The following is a 15,758-nucleotide window of genomic DNA, read 5'->3' on the forward strand; positions in this document are numbered from 1 at the left end:
AAAAGTGTTACAGGCCTATACTTGGTTAACATTAAATTAAATTTAATAATTTAGTTGATATTATCATCTACAACCACAAAACATGTTTCGTTCTATAAATACAAAAATATTCCTTTTGTCTTCGGTAATACTCGCTTTTCTGATTTCAGGTTGCTCAACCGATAAAATGATTTCAAAGAAAGTGGCCAAAGAATTTAAAAACTCAGCCATAATTAAAGAATACATGGTGGGTTTTGCGCTTTACAATATGGAGCACAAACAAATGATTTATCAGCAAGATGCCGACAAGTACTTTACTCCAGCATCAAACACCAAGCTATTTACATTTTACACCAGCTTGAAGATGTTGCCAGAAGACATGCCGGCACTTAAATACGTGGAAAAAAATGACTCCCTGATTTTTTGGGGAACTGGCGACCCATCCTTTTTACACAGCACACTAAAAAGTAAAAACACCTACAATTTTTTAGCCTCGAGCAACAAGAAACTGTTTTTTGCCCCAGGCCGTTACGAAGGTAATTTTTATGGCAATGGTTGGGCATGGGATGATTATAACGATTATTACCAACCAGAAATAAACGAGTTACCCATTACGGATAACATGGTTGCCACAAAATATGTCAGTGCAAATAAGATAAGTGTTGAACCTAAACTTTTTGCCCCTCTTTTTAAAACGGATTCTACCAAAACTAAAGGTGATTTTTATGTGGTTAGAGACTTTCTAAGCAATAACTTCACCACGCCACTAACCAGCATAAAACCGACCTATAACCAACAAATTCCTTATAAAACCTCTCCTCAAACCTCCGTTGAGGTATTATCGGACACCTTGCACAAACCCATTGGTTTAATTAAGATGAAAATCCCTGCCGAGGCCAAAACTTTTTATGGCGCAAAACGCGATTCGGTTTTAAAGCACATGATGTTACCAAGTGATAATTTCATCGCCGAACACTTACTGCTGGTATGCTCAAACCAGTTGGGCGATACATTAAGCACAGAAAAGGCCATTAATTACGCAGTTAAAAATTATCTTTCTTTTTTGCCAGACAAGCCAAAATGGGTGGATGGATCGGGCTTATCTAGAAAGAATTTATTTACCCCAAGAGATCTGGTCTTTCTGTTGGATAACATTTATAAACAGGTAAATAATCGCGATAAATTATTTGACATGCTACCCGCAGGAGGTAAAAGTGGCACGCTCAGGAATGCTTACCCCAAAACCGACACACCTTTTGTATATGGCAAAACGGGTTCGTTAAGTGGTGTACACAACCAAAGCGGTTACGTGTTGACAAAAAAAGGCAAAATTTACATCTATTCGTTCATGAATAATAATTTTGTAAGGCCAACTGCCGATATTCGGAATGAGATGGTAAGAATTGTGACGTATATTCACGATAATTTTTAATTGATTTCTACCAATGAAACTTCTTTTAATCGCCTTCGCAATCGCATTTTGCCATTCAGCTACCGCTCAGAAACAGGTTGTTTTTAATTCCAAAAATTTGCCTCAAGCAGATACCGTTTGGGTGTTCACACCCAAAAAGGTAGATAAAAAAGCAAAATTGCCGGCCATTATCCTACTTCACGGATATAGTGGCAATTACAAACAATGGAACAACATTATGGATGCACAAAAATATGCTGATGAATATGGCTACATTTTGATTTGCCCCGATGGCTTGTACAAAAGCTGGTATATGAACAGCCCCGCCAAATCAGATTGGCAATATGAAAGCTTCTTTTTCAATGAGTTATTCCCAAAAATGAAGTCAGATTTTCCGATTGATTCGTCAAAAATTTGTATAACTGGTTTAAGTATGGGCGGACATGGCGCTTTGAGTTTATTTTTAAAACATCCAGAATTATTTTTCAGCGCGGGCAGTACTAGTGGTGGCGTTAATCTTCGGGATGCAATTGGAAAATTTGGCGTGCCAGAATTGCTTGGAAACCCAACCAAAGACAGCGATATTTGGTTAAAATATTCTGTGATTACAGCTATAGAGAAGCTTGCTGGAAATAAAAAACCAATTGTTTTTGATTGTGGTTCTGATGATTTCTTTTACGCATCCAATAATGATTTGAAGAAAAAATGCGACAGTTTAAAAATCAATGCAACCTACGTTTCCCAACCAGGAAACCATAATGCCGCCTATTGGAAAAAATCAATCAAACAACAATTCGACTTTTTCCAAAAACTAATGAACAATTAATGCCTACCGATTTTACTTCACTTGATCAGCCTTTTTCCAATAAAATTAACATTGGTAAGCAAACTTTTTTGTACTTCGGCGGAACAGCATATTTAGGTATTCCACAAAACCGAGAGTTCCTACAATTATACATCACAGGCTTGCAAAAATATGGTTTAAATAACGGAACAAGCCGAAGCAACAACATACAGTTGAGCATTTACAATGATGCTGAAGCCATTGCAGCCGAAAGATTTAAAGCAGAAGCCGCATTGATGACATCGAGCGGCTATTTAGCTGCACAGTTAACCGCTAAAAATTTAAGCCAAAATGGGGCCGTTCTGTTTGCACCAGCCACACACCCGGCATTGTGGTTGCAAAATCAACCGGCAGATAATCGATCATTTACAACATGGGCCCAAGAAACAGTTCAGCACATTAATAACGCCACAGAAAAAAACTGGGTAATTATTAGTAACTCCATGAACAATCTCTTCCCAGAGGTTTACGATTTCAGTTTCTTGAACCAAGTAAATCCAGAAAAGAATATATTTTTAATTGTGGATGATTCTCATGGCATTGGTGTTAATAATTCTGGTGGAAGCGTATATGAATCTTTGCCTCGACAAAAAAATATACACCGCATAGTGGTTGCATCAATGGCAAAGGCTTTGGGGGTAGATGCTGGTCTGGTACTTGCTTCAAATGAAATTATCAAAGCGCTCAAAAACACCAACGAGTTTAACGGCGCCTCTCCATCAGCCGCCGCTGGGGCTTATGCATTTATCCATGCTGAGGGTATATACCAGGCAGAATGGGAAAAACTTCAGCAGAACACATCCTATTTCGCGACTAAGCTAGATTCTAGATGGAAATTCACTGCAAATTTCCCAGCATTTCTAATTGATGATGCTGAAATCGATCAAAAACTTTTAAAGCATAACCTCCTCATTTCCTCTTTCCCATACCCCACTAAAAAGAGTTTGCCCATTAATAGAATTGTGCTGAGCAGTTGGCATGAAAGAGCAGATTTGGATGAGTTAATTTATGCGATAAACCTTGTTGTTTAGCGCAAAGCCTGTTATTGGGCCCGAAACTATTTTAAGCCAATCAATGGGCTTTCATCTCTAAGGCTATTCATAAACTTCAATCTTTAAATGTGAGCATCAATCGAGTTAACAGAATAATCAATCCTTAAACCTTAATTTATCAATAATTTTTTCAACCTTTAAACATGAAAAAGTTTTTCCTATTATTTGCATTTACATTTTTCGTTGCTCAAATTACTTTTGCTCAATCTACAGATGTTTGGATTGTAAGACATGCGGAGAAAGATAAAAGCAACCCCGACGATAAAAATCCAAATTTATCAGAAGAAGGGAGAATAAGGGCTGGCGATTTAGCCATTTATTTAAAAAAGGTAAAGTTTGATGCCGCCTTTGCTACAGCCACTAAAAGAACGCATCAAACCCTCGATTCTTTAATTATCAAAAAAGTAATTGAATATAAAGACATTAAACAGCTGGTAGAAGAGGTTAGAAAAAACTATGTTGGTCAAAGCATCGTCATCGCTGGTCATTCTAATACGGTTTTAGAAATAATAGATGCCTTTGGTGCCAAGCGACCTAAAGAGGAATTAACAGACGATGATTATGATTACATTTTTCACTTAACAGTGAAAGGCGAAAAGGCCAAAGTAAAAATGGATCAATATGGTCGCCCGCACCACTTATAGTTTTTCAAAGGGAATATCCATTAGAGCGTAGTTTTCCCAACCGTTGTAATCGAAGTGCCACCATTCATTATCAAGCACAGTGAAATTGTATTTTTGCATGGAAGCAATTAAGAAATCTCTATTTTTTTTCACTTCTATCGAAACTGGCATGTAATGCGCCGCAGCCGCGTCAGAAAAACTATCGTAAGGGGTTGCCATCACTACATCTTTACCCGTTTTTAAATTGATGATCGTTAAATCTATGGCACAACCCCTATTGTGTTTTGAGCCTTTGGCTGGGTTTGCCACAAAGTTTTTGTCGCTGGCCTTGTTGTGAAAGGCAATGGTAACGGCATAAGGTCGATAACCATCAAATATTTTTAGTCCGTAGCCTTTCTTTTTTAGTTCAGCCTGAATTTTCTTTAACGATTCTACAACAGGTTTCCTCGCAAAAGCACGGGCTTGCTTGTACATCACCTGTTTCATAAAGTTATTTGTGGTGGCATATCGAATATCAAGTTTTATACTTGGAATTGCCTTTTTAATTTCAACCAACTCATTGTTTGGGTTCGTTTTTACCGAAGATAAATATTGGCTGTAACTACTGATAACGACCAGCTTTTTCGAGGGGTGGGCTTTATCTTGAGCAACAGCACAAAAGGCGAACAAGACAAAAAAAATCAAGCAGTTGAGTTTCATAGATGCGGTATTAATTGGGCGATTTTCTGAGTAGCGAGAAAAAATTCAATATAAAAATCACTTACTGATTAGAAACCACCAACAGCTCTAAATCTTTAAAAGGCAGGTTGAACATATCGGCTAAGTCTTTATTAGTCACATTGCCTTGATAAATATAAAGCGCCTCTCTAATGCCCGGATTGTTCCAAACCATATTCATTAAGCCACCAAATTCACCAATATCCAGTAAAATAGGGGCAAAAATATTTGTTAGTGCATAAGATGCCGTTCTTGGAACACGCGAAGCGATATTTGGAACACAATAATGAATCACATCGTACTTTCTAAAAACCGGATTGGTATGGTTAGTTACTTCTGATGTTTCAAAACACCCACCTTGATCTATGCTCACATCAATCACCACCGAATGAGGTTTCATTCTGGCCACAGTTTCTTCCATAACGATACAAGGGCTTCTGCCGTGGCTGGCTCTAATGGCACCAATAACAACATCGCATGTTACAATGGCTTTATTTAAAACAATGGGCTGCATTACCGATGTGAAAACCCTGCTGTTGCCCAAGTTATTTTGCAGTCGGCGTAACCTATAAATTGAACTGTCGAAAACCTTCACTTCCGCACCTAAAGCTAAAGCTGTTCTGGCGGCATATTCACCAACGGTACCAGCACCTAAAATTACGATTTCTGTGGGCGGCACCCCCGTAAAACCACCAAGCATCAAGCCCTTCCCACCGGTAACATTACTCAAATACTCTGCGGCAATTAATATGGATGTAGAGCCTACAATTTCACTCATGGCCCTAACCACACTCAGCACGTTTCCTTCATCCCGCAAATTCTCAAAACACAATGCATTAATTTTTTTTTGCATCAGTGCTTTTAAGTATTCTTGCTTTAAGGTTCCGGTTTGGAGTGATGAAATTAGCGTTTGCCCCTTGTGCATCATTTCAATTTCTTCGAGCATTGGAGGGGCAATCTTCACGAGGATGTCGCAATCAAAAACTTCCTTTTTATCATAGGCAATTTTTGCACCTTGTTCTGCATATTCCGAATCAGAAAAATTTGCCGCAATGCCAGCACCCGTTTCCAAAATCACTCGGTGACCATTATTAACCAACAAGGCAACAGATAAAGGGGTAAGGGCTATTCTATTTTCTTGGAAAGAAATTTCCTTGGGGATTCCAATATTTAAATTGTTTTTTTTATTTCTGGTTTCAAGTGTCGCCTCTTGTGTTTGTAATAAACCCTGACGAGCTATATCGGCCATTCCTTCGCGTATTCCTGTAGCCATGATGCTTAAAAATGTATTTGTTTAAGGTTGTTCAAGGTACGGAAATTCTGTTAAAATATTGATACCTAAATGTTATGCCTTCGAGAAACTGAATATCCGCTGGTTATCATCACCAACAGCAATTTCTACTTTTATGTAGTGATCTGGCAAAAGCTCCTTCACCCGTTCTGGCCACTCAATTAAGCAAAATGCACCTCCATAAAAGTATTCTTCATAACCCAAATCATAGGCTTCTTGAATATCTTTTATCCGGTAAAAATCGAAATGAAAAACTTGTCCGTTTGGGCTTTCATACTCATTAACAATAGAATATGTAGGGCTTGATACAACATCCGAAACCCCCAGCGCTTCACAAAGCTTTTTAATGAAGGTGGTTTTTCCAGCGCCCATATCGCCTTCAAAAACAAATATTTTTTCAGTAGCTGCAAACTCTATTAACTGTTTTGCAACGTTTGTTAAATCTAAAAGGTTATAAACTTCTATCTTCATTTTAAAAGAATAAAGGCAAAAGTAATAGATAATTTTATCGCTTTTGCCTCTAATATTAAGTGTCCAACTAAAACTTGGTGTAGAGCAACTCTAAAACAAGCTTATCTCGGCGAATACGTAATCACTGGGATAATCATTTCTTCCAAAGATATTCCGCCATGCTGGAAAGTTTCATTATAGTAGTTTACAAATTGATTGTAATTGTTCGGATAAACAAAATAACTATCCTCCTTTGCAAAAATATAACTACTGCTGATGTTAATTTTTGGTAACATCGCATCGTGCGGGTTCTTAATTGCAAAAACATCTTTGGCATTAAAATTAAGATTTCTGCCTTGTTTGTATCGAAGATTGGTATTCGTGCTTCTATCGCCAATAACTTTAACCGGTTTTTTAACTCGAATGGTTCCATGATCGGTTGTGATAACCACCTTTACCTTTTTCTGAGCGATTTTTTTAAGCAGCTCCCAAAGTGGCGAATGCTCAAACCACGATAAGGTTAAAGAACGGTAAGCGGCATCATCATTTGCAAGCTCACGTATCATTTGCATATCCGTACGGGCATGGCTTAACATATCCACAAAGTTAAATACAATGGCGTTGAAATCATTTTGCAGCAGGTTATTGGTTTGTTCAACCAAATCTTTCCCTTGCTCAAACGTTAAAATTTTATTGTAGCTAAACTTACAGTCCTTTCTTAGGTTTCGTTTAATGTTATCGGCCAAAAATGCCTCCTCATGCATGTTTTTTCCACCTTCATCATCGTCGTTTTGCCATAACTGCGGAAAACGTCTTTCCATTTCTAAAGGCATTAAACCAGAGAAAATAGCATTACGCGCATATTGCGTTGCAGTAGGCAAAATACTGGTGTACATATCCTCCTCATCAATCCTAAAGTACTCAGAAATCAATGGATTAATAATTTTCCATTGGTCATAACGTAAATTATCAATCAGTATAAAAAATACGGGTGTACTATCTCCCACATGTGGGAAAGCCTTTTTCTTAAGCAGTTCATTAGAGAGTAGTGGAGAATGGTCTTTATCCTTAATCCAGCCCAAATAATGCTCCTCTATAAATTTGGAAAACTGCGTATTGGCTTCTTGCTTTTGCATGGTTAAAATTTCATGCATCTGTGGATCATCTAGTTTCTCCAACTCAAGTTCCCAAAAAACAATTTTTTTATACACATCAATCCACTCATCGTAACTCAAACGGTCGCTCAAGGTCATACCCAAGCGCCTAAAATCTTGTTGATAAGCCATGGAAGTTTTTTCACTAACCAAGCGTTTATTATCAATCAGTTTTTTGATGGTTAAAAGCACCTGCTTTGGGTTAACAGGCTTGATTAAGTAGTCGTCAATTTTGCTCCCAATGGCATCTTCCATTAAGTTTTCTTCCTCACTTTTCGTAATTAGAACAACAGGAACTTCTGGATTTAAATTTTTGATGGCAGAAAGGGTTTCAATACCACTCATGCCGGGCATATTTTCATCCAAAAAAACCAAATCGAAATGAGATTTTCCAAAAGCTTCGAGGGCGTCATTACCATTGGTGAATGTGGTTACATTGTAACCTTTATCGTTTAGTAATAATATATGAGGTTTTAATAGGTCAATTTCGTCATCGGCCCACAATATTTTAGTTTCTTGCATGTTTTTGTAAAATAAATAAGGATTACCATTATATTTTGGAAGGTAAAACAAACTATAAATAAAAATAGCAATTTTTGTACCGTATCTGCGTATTTAACTATTTTTAACGATTGAATAAGAAGAAAATAATAAACGATCCGGTTTACGGATTCATTAGCATTCCATCTGAGTTGGTTTACGATGTCATTTCGCATCCATACTTTCAGCGTTTGCGCTACATCAAGCAACTCGGGATGACGCATTTGGTTTATCCTGGTGCTTTACACACGCGTTTTCACCATGCGCTGGGCGCCATGCACCTAATGAGCTTAGCCATTGGCTTGTTGAAAAGCAAAGGTCATATCATTACAGAAGGAGAAGAGGAAGCTGCAATTCTGGCTATTTTACTGCACGATATTGGGCATGGCCCATTTTCACACGCGCTAGAACACTCATTGGTTACAGGAATTAAGCACGAAGATATTTCAGCAAAGCTGATGCAGGATTTGAATGTACATTTCGAAGGAAAGCTCAGTCATGCCATAGCGATTTTCAACGGCACCTACCCTAAAAAGTTTCTTCATCAACTCATTTCTGGTCAGCTGGATTTAGATCGGATGGACTACCTAAATCGGGATAGCTTTTTTACCGGCGTTAGTGAAGGTGTGATTAGTTTCGACCGAATCATCAAAATGTTTAATGTTTTTGATGATAATTTGGTTATTGAGGAAAAAGGGATTTATTCGATTGAGAAATTCCTAATTGCCCGCAGGTTAATGTATTGGCAGGTTTATTTGCATAAAACGGTAATTGCTGGCGAAATGATTTTGGTAAAACTTTTAGCAAGGGCTAAACAGTTATCAGCCGCAGGTGAAAACCTGTTTGCCTCCCCTTCTCTAAATCATTTTTTACAAAACGACATTACCGAAGTCGACTTTTTTGAAAAAGATACACACTTAAAACATTTCACCAATCTCGATGATCAGGATATTTATGCAGCCCTAAAGGTTTGGGTAGAGCATCCTGATAAAATTCTTTCTACGCTTTGCCAAATGCTAACCTCAAGAAATTTATATAAGGTAGAGATGAGCAATGAACGCGCCGCGACCGATCGGATTGAATTTTTGCAAGATGCAGCAGTGAATTTGCTTGGTATTGCCCCCGAAGAAGCCAGCTACTTTGTTTTTACAGATTCCATTCAAAATCGGGCTTACAATGCTGGGGTCGGAAATATTAAAATATTGATGAAAAATAACGATATTGTTGATATTGCGAAAGCATCTGATTTATCGAATTTAGAGTCCTTACAAAAAACTGTTGAAAAATACATCCTTTGCTACCCTAGAGGGATTTAAGTAATTTTAACAAAATATTTAACTTTTAGTGCCGTTTTAAGTCTTATTATTGTGTATAATATACACTTATTAACCTATGTAGGTTTTTTTGTTCATATCAATTTAACATTTACCTTTGTACGATGCAATTTACTGCCAAGCAGATAAGCGAGTTTTTAAACGGGTCCATTGATGGTAACCCTGATATTGCCGTGACCGAACTCTCTAAAATAGAGGACGGGAAAGAAGGCTCCTTGTCTTTTCTTTCTAACCCCAAGTACGAAAACTTTTTGTATTCCACTCAGGCATCGGTAGTTATTGTTTCAAAAGATTTTAGTCCAACACAAAATTATACCAGCACGCTCATTCGTGTCGATAATCCTTACAGCGCATTTACCATCCTTTTAGATAAGTACAATGAAGCTGTAAATGCACAAACCGCAAAGTCTGGAATTGATAAATTAGCCTTCGTTCATCCATCTGCAAAAATTGGCAAAAATGTATTTATTGATGCTTTTGCTTACGTAAGTGAGAATGTTCAAATTGCTGATGGTTGCAAAATTAATACACAAACTTTTATCGGGGCAGATTCCATCATTGGCGAGCAAAGCACCTTGCATCCGGGCGTAAAAATTTACCATAATTCAATCATTGGTGCGCGTGTAATTATCCATTCCAATACCGTAATCGGAAGCGATGGTTTTGGTTTCGCACCACAAAAAGATGGTACTTATAATAAAATCCCGCAAATTGGGAATGTAATTATAGAAGACGATGTTGAAATTGGTGCAAATACCGCTGTCGATCGAGCCACAATGGGATCAACAATTGTTAAAAAAGGTGCCAAAATTGATAATTTAATTCAAATTGCACACAACGTAGAAATCGGTGAAAATACCGTTTTAGCGGCTCAATCTGGCATATCTGGAAGCACAAAAGTAGGTCCAAATAGTGTAATTGGTGGGCAAGTAGGCATTGCGGGCCACTTAACCTTAGCTAAAGGGACACAAATTGGTGCCCAAGCCGGATTAAATTTTAACATTACCGAAGAAAACAAACAATGGCACGGCAGTCCAGCTCAACCTTTAAGAAACTGGATGCGGGCTTCTGTAATATTTAAACATCTCCCGGATGTTGAAAAGAGAATAAATACGCTCGAAGAAGAAATAAAAAAACTTACGGCTGAGTTGGAAAAGAATACAATACACAATGAACGTTAGACAAAAGACGATTAAAAAAGAAACATCTGTATCTGGAGTTGGCTTACATACCGGCGCAAATGTTACCCTTACTTTTTGCCCTGCACCAGAAAATCATGGTTTTAAATTTCAACGAGTTGATTTAGATGGCCACCCAATAATTGATGCCGATGCAGATAATGTAACCGATACTTCTCGTGGTACCACACTTACTCAAAATGGGGCAAGTGTAAGCACAGTAGAGCACGTTATGGCCTCGCTAATCGGAATGGATTTGGACAATGTTCTCATTCAATTGGACGGTCCTGAAACACCCATTATGGATGGCAGTTCGATTCAATTTATTGATTTGTTGGAAGAAGTTGGCATCATTGAGCAAAACGCAGATCGCGAGTACTTTACCATTCCGCACAACATTACCTACACCGAAGCGGATAGAAAAGTTGAAATTGTGGCTATGCCGCTTGATGACTATCGTTTCACTTGTATGATTGATTACAACTCTCCGGTTTTAGGAAGTCAACATGCGGGCATTAACACCATTGCCGAATTCAAAAAAGAAATTGCTTCTTGCCGTACCTTTTGCTTTTTACATGAATTGGAATATCAGCTTTCGCACAATTTAATTAAAGGTGGAGATTTAAATAATGCCATTGTAATTGTAGATAAAGAAGTAACGAAAGATGAACTCAGCCATCTTGCAAAACTTTTTAACCGTAAAGATATTGATGTAGCTCCGCAAGGTATTTTAAATAATATGGAGTTACGCTACCAAAACGAACCTGCACGCCATAAACTATTGGATATGATTGGCGATTTGGCTTTGGTGGGGATGCATTTAAAAGGACACATTATGGCAGCCCGCCCTGGCCATGCTGCAAATGTTGCTTTCGCTAAAAAAATTAAAGCAGCCATCAAAAAAGAGAAAAATAAAAAAATTCAAAAGGTGTACGATCCAAGCGCAAAACCATTATACGATGTTGTTCAAATTATGGACATTTTGCCTCACCGTCAGCCTTTTCTATTTGTAGATAAAATACTAGAACTTTCTAAAAATCATGTTGTAGGCGTTAAAAACGTAACCATGAACGAAGAGTTCTTCAAAGGTCATTTTCCGGGCGCACCCGTTTTTCCTGGGGTTATTCAAATTGAGGCAATGGCCCAAGTTGGAGGTATTTTAGTGTTAAGCACCGTACCTGATCCAAGAAATTACTTAACTTACTTTTTAAAGATAGATAACGTTCGTTTTAGAGCGCAGGTTTTACCTGGTGATACAATTGTTTTCCGTTGCGATTTACTTGAGCCAATTAGACGAGGCATAGCCCAAATGAAAGGTGTAGGAATGGTTGGGGAGAAAATTGTTGTCGAAGCCGAAATGATGGCACAAATTTCAAAAATTAAACAAGCAGAACCCGCTCAATAATGATACAACCTTTAGCATATATTCATCCTCAGGCAAAAATCGCCGAAAATGTCGTAATCGAACCTTTTGTGGTTATCCATAAAGATGTTGTAATTGGCGAAGGGACGTGGATTGGATCTAACGTAACCATTATGGATGGGGCGCGTATTGGTAAAAACTGCCGTATATTTCCTGGTGCCGTGATTTCTGGCGAACCTCAGGACTTAAAATTTGCTGGCGAAATTACCACCGCAGAAATTGGCGACAACACCACCATTAGAGAGTGTGTAACCATAAACCGCGGCACAAAAGATAAATGGAAAACAACAATTGGAAGCAACTGTTTAATCCAAGCATACTCACACATTGCGCACGATTGCGAAGTTGGCAACAACTGTATCTTCTCAAACAGCACCACATTAGCCGGCCATATTACCATTGGCAACAATGTAGTGTTAGCAGGCTTAGTGGCTATCCATCAATTTGTTAAGGTAGGTTCTTATGCTTTTGTAACAGGTGGATCGTTAGTTCGTAAAGATGTTCCTCCTTATGTTAAAGCCGCTCGCGAACCACTTTCTTACGCCGGAATTAATTCTGTTGGCTTGCGTAGAAGAGGCTTTACCAATGAGCAGATTGATGAAATACAAGAAATTTATCGCGTACTTTTTGTAAAGCACAACAACGTAACCAAAGCTTTAGATATGATTGAAGCTGAATTTAAACCGACTGAAATTCGTGATGAGATTGTAGATTTCATCCGCAACTCAAACCGCGGGGTAATGAAAGGTTTCGGCATGGGAAGCTAGCCAAATACAACAAAATATTACCATGACTGATTTAACGCTACTTCGAACAAATTCAGACCATACTGATTTTAAGGAATTGGTTAAACTGTTAGATCAAGATTTAGCCATTAGAGATGGAGACGATCATGCTTTCTATGCTCAATTTAATAAAATTGATGCGATAAAGGAAGTTGTTGTGGCGTTTAAAAACGGGATATCTGTTGCTTGCGGCGCAATAAAGCCATTTGCAGATCAGACTGCCGAGGTGAAAAGAATGTTTGTTCATCCAGACTTTAGAAATCAGGGCATTGCAGCAAGAATTCTTAACGAATTAGAAAAATGGGCCTTAGAACTTGGCTATCACACTTGCGTGTTAGAAACTGGAATAAAGCAACCTGAAGCCATTGGGTTATATCAAAAAGTTGGCTACCACATTACCCCAAACTACGGCCAATATATTGGAGTAGAAAATAGTGTATGCATGGCAAAAGCACTCGAAAAGTCATGATTTACAACAACTAAATCTGTTACCACAAGAATGAAGATTAGCCTAAACAACGTAGGGAGGAGATTTAACAAGGAATGGATTTTCAAAAATCTAACTGCCGACTTTGTTTCAGGCCAAAGCTATGCTATTCTTGGTCCAAATGGCTCTGGTAAATCTACCCTACTCAGTGTGCTTACCGGAAGTTTAACGCCGTCCGAGGGCGAAATCAGCTATTCAAATCCAAGCGAAATTGAAGTAGAAAGCATTTATAAGTATATGAGCCTAGCCGCTCCTTATCTTGAACTTATTGAAACCTTCACCTTGAGGGAAATTATAGAATTTCACTTCAAGTTTAAAAATTTTGCTACTGGGGTTGATGCTAAGCAGTTGCTCTCCATTCTAGGTTTGGAAAAATCGTCTAATAAACAAATTAGGTATTTTTCTTCGGGGATGAAACAGCGAACCAAACTTGCTTTGGCCTGCTGTGCCGATTCGCCAATATTATTTTTAGATGAACCTACTAGCAATTTAGACGTTCAAGGGATAAATTGGTATCGCGAATTGATTGAAAATTTCTCTAAAGACAAGCTAACCATTATTGGTTCTAACCAAATTCAGGAATATGAGTTTTGTAGCGCTTCTATCCAAATAGCTGATTACAAATAACTTAACAACCATTTGTCGCTTTAACTAACTCCTTCTTTTGTCATCAATTTGTATTATAAAATTTTTTTTATAGAAATATTTTGTAATTGAAAAATAGTTCTTACCTTTGCACCACCAAAAAGAGAAACAATTATTTAATTAATCTCTTTATTAAATGTTACATATATCCGCTTTTACGGATTAAAATATAGCCCGAAAAGGCAAAAAAGATTTTTTCATAGTTTAGTTTGAGGTTTAGGTTGATTATGCCTTTGGAGTGGTTCCCAAAGGCATTTCTTTTATACAACGGTTTTTACTTTCTTGCCCGTCCCTCAAAAACCCGATTATCTAGTACACAGTGCATAAACAGGCTTTTATTGCGTACACAGGTTTAATTTATTTAAACCCGATTGCGCGAAAATACTTTTTGTTAGCTTAACGAAATGGTTTGCAAAGACAGTTGTTGGCCCAATTGCAATGCGATGGAGGAATGAGAGGACAAAAAGATTGGAGTAAAAGCGGGACTACTGCAACCGATTAATTGGAGGTTTTGCTTTCCAAATCAAAAATCCTTTATTTAACTTTGAGGTTCGAAAATTAAAAAGAATAAGTAATGGCTAAGGCATCAGAAGTAAAGAGCGGAAATGTACTTCGTTTTAACGGAGAATTGGTTAGTGTAGAAGAGTATATCCACCGCACCCCAGGCAATTTAAGGGCCTTTTATCAGGCTCGAATGCGAAATGTTAAAACAGGAAAAATTGTTGAATATCGTTTTCGTACCGATGAGGAAGTAACCATTTGCCGTGTGGAAACTAATGATTACCAATATTTATATGAAGATGGCGATTATTTAGTGGTAATGGATAACAATACGTTTGAGCAATACACCATTCCGAAACTGCTTTTTGGCAGCTCCATTAAATTTTTAAAAGAAGGTATGAATGTAACCATTGCTTTTGAAAGCGAAGAGCCGATTGTTGCGCAGTTGCCAAACAGCGTTGAATTGGAAATTACTTACACCGAGCCGGCCGTTAAGGGCGATACTTCTACCAGTGCGCAAAAATACGCCACAGTAGAAACAGGCGCAGAAATTAGGGTGCCGCTATTTATTAACCAAGGCGATAAGGTGAAGGTTGATACTAAAACAGGCGATTACGTAGAGCGCGTAAAGTAAGGTTAAGACACCCGATAATCAAAGCCTTATGCACTAAAGCATTGTAGGTTTTTATTAAAATAATTTTACCTTTGCCGTCACAAAAAACGGAAATATAAATCCAAATAGGATAAAATCATATGGCTAAAGCATCAGAAATTAAAACAGGTAACATCCTGCGTGTAAACGGCGAGTTGGTTACTGTTGACGAATGGAATCACCGTACACCAGGTAAAGGCGGCGCTTTTTACACCGGTAAATTTCGTAACATTAAATCGGGCAGAATTGTAGAAGCTCGTATGAATACAGACGAGGCTGTTGAAATTTGCCGCGTAGAAACCAGTGATTACCAATATTTATATGAAGATGGTGATTACTTGGTGGTAATGGATAACACCAGCTACGAACAGTACAATGTTGAAAAAACGCTATTTGGATCGGCCATTAAATTTTTAAAAGAAGGTATGAGCGTTATCGTTTCTATGGAAAGCGATGAGGCAATTATGGGTCAGCTGCCAAACTTTGCAGAATTTGAAATTACTTATTCAGAGCCCGCAGTTAAAGGTGATACTTCTACAAACGCATTGAAAGCTGCAACACTTGAAAATGGTGTGGAAGTTAAAGTGCCTATGTTTGTAAACCAAGGCGATAAAATTAAAGTAGATACGCGTACGGGAGAATATGTAGAGCGTGTAAAATAATTTTTATTTATTTTTTTAATAGCCCTTGAA

General features: G+C 37.9%; 16 protein-coding genes. 12 read left to right on the forward strand and 4 right to left on the reverse strand.

All coding sequences use genetic code 11. The features are described 5' to 3' along the window. Positions 1-166: 166 nt before the first annotated feature. From DHW03_RS09815 to DHW03_RS09830, 4 genes are all read left to right on the forward strand, one after another. Entirely contained in the window at positions 167-1,411 is a 1,245-nt protein-coding gene (locus tag DHW03_RS09815) for a D-alanyl-D-alanine carboxypeptidase/D-alanyl-D-alanine-endopeptidase (protein ID WP_240618509.1), read from the forward strand. A gap of 13 nt (positions 1,412-1,424) precedes the next feature. Beyond that, positions 1,425-2,216, forward strand: coding sequence for an alpha/beta hydrolase (locus DHW03_RS09820; protein WP_109925563.1), 792 nt, complete (start codon positions 1,425-1,427; stop codon positions 2,214-2,216). Then, positions 2,216-3,265 carry an aminotransferase class I/II-fold pyridoxal phosphate-dependent enzyme gene (locus DHW03_RS09825; protein WP_109925564.1) on the forward strand — a complete coding sequence of 350 codons (1,050 nt, stop codon included), beginning with the start codon at positions 2,216-2,218 and terminating at the stop codon, positions 3,263-3,265. Before DHW03_RS09820 ends, DHW03_RS09825 begins: the two co-directional genes overlap by 1 nt. 164 nt (positions 3,266-3,429) lie before the next feature. Beyond that, positions 3,430-3,930 (forward strand): phosphoglycerate mutase family protein, encoded by a 501-nt coding sequence (locus DHW03_RS09830; protein WP_109925565.1) that lies wholly within the window; start codon positions 3,430-3,432, stop codon positions 3,928-3,930. Here the strand turns inward: DHW03_RS09830 and DHW03_RS09835 are convergent. The 4 genes from DHW03_RS09835 to porX all read right to left on the reverse strand — a co-directional run bounded on the left by DHW03_RS09835 (position 3,925) and on the right by porX (position 8,043). After that, positions 3,925-4,608 carry a M15 family metallopeptidase gene (locus DHW03_RS09835; RefSeq protein ID WP_109925566.1) on the reverse strand — a complete coding sequence of 228 codons (684 nt, stop codon included), beginning with the start codon at positions 4,606-4,608 and terminating at the stop codon, positions 3,925-3,927. The genes DHW03_RS09830 and DHW03_RS09835 overlap by 6 nt on opposite strands. A gap of 61 nt (positions 4,609-4,669) precedes the next feature. Then, complete coding sequence (locus tag DHW03_RS09840; protein WP_109925567.1) at positions 4,670-5,899, reverse strand: alanine dehydrogenase; 1,230 nt, start codon at positions 5,897-5,899, stop codon at positions 4,670-4,672. A 72-nt stretch (positions 5,900-5,971) separates the two neighbouring features. Then, positions 5,972-6,388 carry a tRNA (adenosine(37)-N6)-threonylcarbamoyltransferase complex ATPase subunit type 1 TsaE gene (tsaE, locus tag DHW03_RS09845; RefSeq protein WP_165825402.1) on the reverse strand — a complete coding sequence of 139 codons (417 nt, stop codon included), beginning with the start codon at positions 6,386-6,388 and terminating at the stop codon, positions 5,972-5,974. A gap of 101 nt (positions 6,389-6,489) precedes the next feature. Beyond that, on the reverse strand, positions 6,490-8,043 hold the full coding sequence (gene porX, locus DHW03_RS09850) for a T9SS response regulator signal transducer PorX (RefSeq protein ID WP_109926013.1): 1,554 nt from the start codon (positions 8,041-8,043) through the stop codon (positions 6,490-6,492). A 110-nt stretch (positions 8,044-8,153) separates the two neighbouring features. Here porX and DHW03_RS09855 point away from each other — a divergent pair, with 110 nt between their 5' ends. The 8 genes from DHW03_RS09855 to efp (DHW03_RS09890) all read left to right on the forward strand — a co-directional run bounded on the left by DHW03_RS09855 (position 8,154) and on the right by efp (DHW03_RS09890) (position 15,728). After that, entirely contained in the window at positions 8,154-9,377 is a 1,224-nt protein-coding gene (locus DHW03_RS09855) for an HD domain-containing protein (RefSeq protein WP_109925569.1), read from the forward strand. Positions 9,378-9,499: 122 nt separating this feature from the next. After that, positions 9,500-10,576, forward strand: coding sequence for a UDP-3-O-(3-hydroxymyristoyl)glucosamine N-acyltransferase (lpxD, locus tag DHW03_RS09860; RefSeq protein ID WP_109925570.1), 1,077 nt, complete (start codon positions 9,500-9,502; stop codon positions 10,574-10,576). Next, the gene (locus DHW03_RS09865) at positions 10,566-11,978 is read left to right on the forward strand and encodes a bifunctional UDP-3-O-[3-hydroxymyristoyl] N-acetylglucosamine deacetylase/3-hydroxyacyl-ACP dehydratase (RefSeq protein ID WP_109925571.1); all 1,413 of its coding nucleotides are present in this window, start codon (positions 10,566-10,568) and stop codon (positions 11,976-11,978) included. The genes lpxD and DHW03_RS09865 overlap by 11 nt, the downstream gene beginning before the upstream one ends. Continuing rightward, the gene (gene lpxA / locus DHW03_RS09870) at positions 11,978-12,763 is read left to right on the forward strand and encodes an acyl-ACP--UDP-N-acetylglucosamine O-acyltransferase (RefSeq protein WP_025141731.1); all 786 of its coding nucleotides are present in this window, start codon (positions 11,978-11,980) and stop codon (positions 12,761-12,763) included. Before DHW03_RS09865 ends, lpxA begins: the two co-directional genes overlap by 1 nt. A 22-nt stretch (positions 12,764-12,785) precedes the next feature. Continuing rightward, positions 12,786-13,250: a GNAT family N-acetyltransferase gene (locus DHW03_RS09875; RefSeq protein ID WP_109925572.1), complete on the forward strand. Its 465-nt coding sequence runs from the start codon at positions 12,786-12,788 to the stop codon at positions 13,248-13,250. Positions 13,251-13,280: 30 nt separating this feature from the next. Continuing rightward, positions 13,281-13,895, forward strand: a complete 615-nt coding sequence (locus DHW03_RS09880; RefSeq protein WP_109925573.1) for an ABC transporter ATP-binding protein — start codon at positions 13,281-13,283, stop codon at positions 13,893-13,895. A 592-nt stretch (positions 13,896-14,487) separates the two neighbouring features. Further along, positions 14,488-15,048, forward strand: a complete 561-nt coding sequence (gene efp, locus DHW03_RS09885) for an elongation factor P (RefSeq protein WP_109925574.1) — start codon at positions 14,488-14,490, stop codon at positions 15,046-15,048. A gap of 119 nt (positions 15,049-15,167) precedes the next feature. Beyond that, positions 15,168-15,728: an elongation factor P gene (gene efp, locus DHW03_RS09890; protein WP_109925575.1), complete on the forward strand. Its 561-nt coding sequence runs from the start codon at positions 15,168-15,170 to the stop codon at positions 15,726-15,728. Positions 15,729-15,758: the final 30 nt, after the last annotated feature.

The sequence above is a fragment of the Pedobacter yonginensis genome (assembly GCF_003173595.1).
GTDB lineage: Bacteria > Bacteroidota > Bacteroidia > Sphingobacteriales > Sphingobacteriaceae > Pedobacter > Pedobacter yonginense.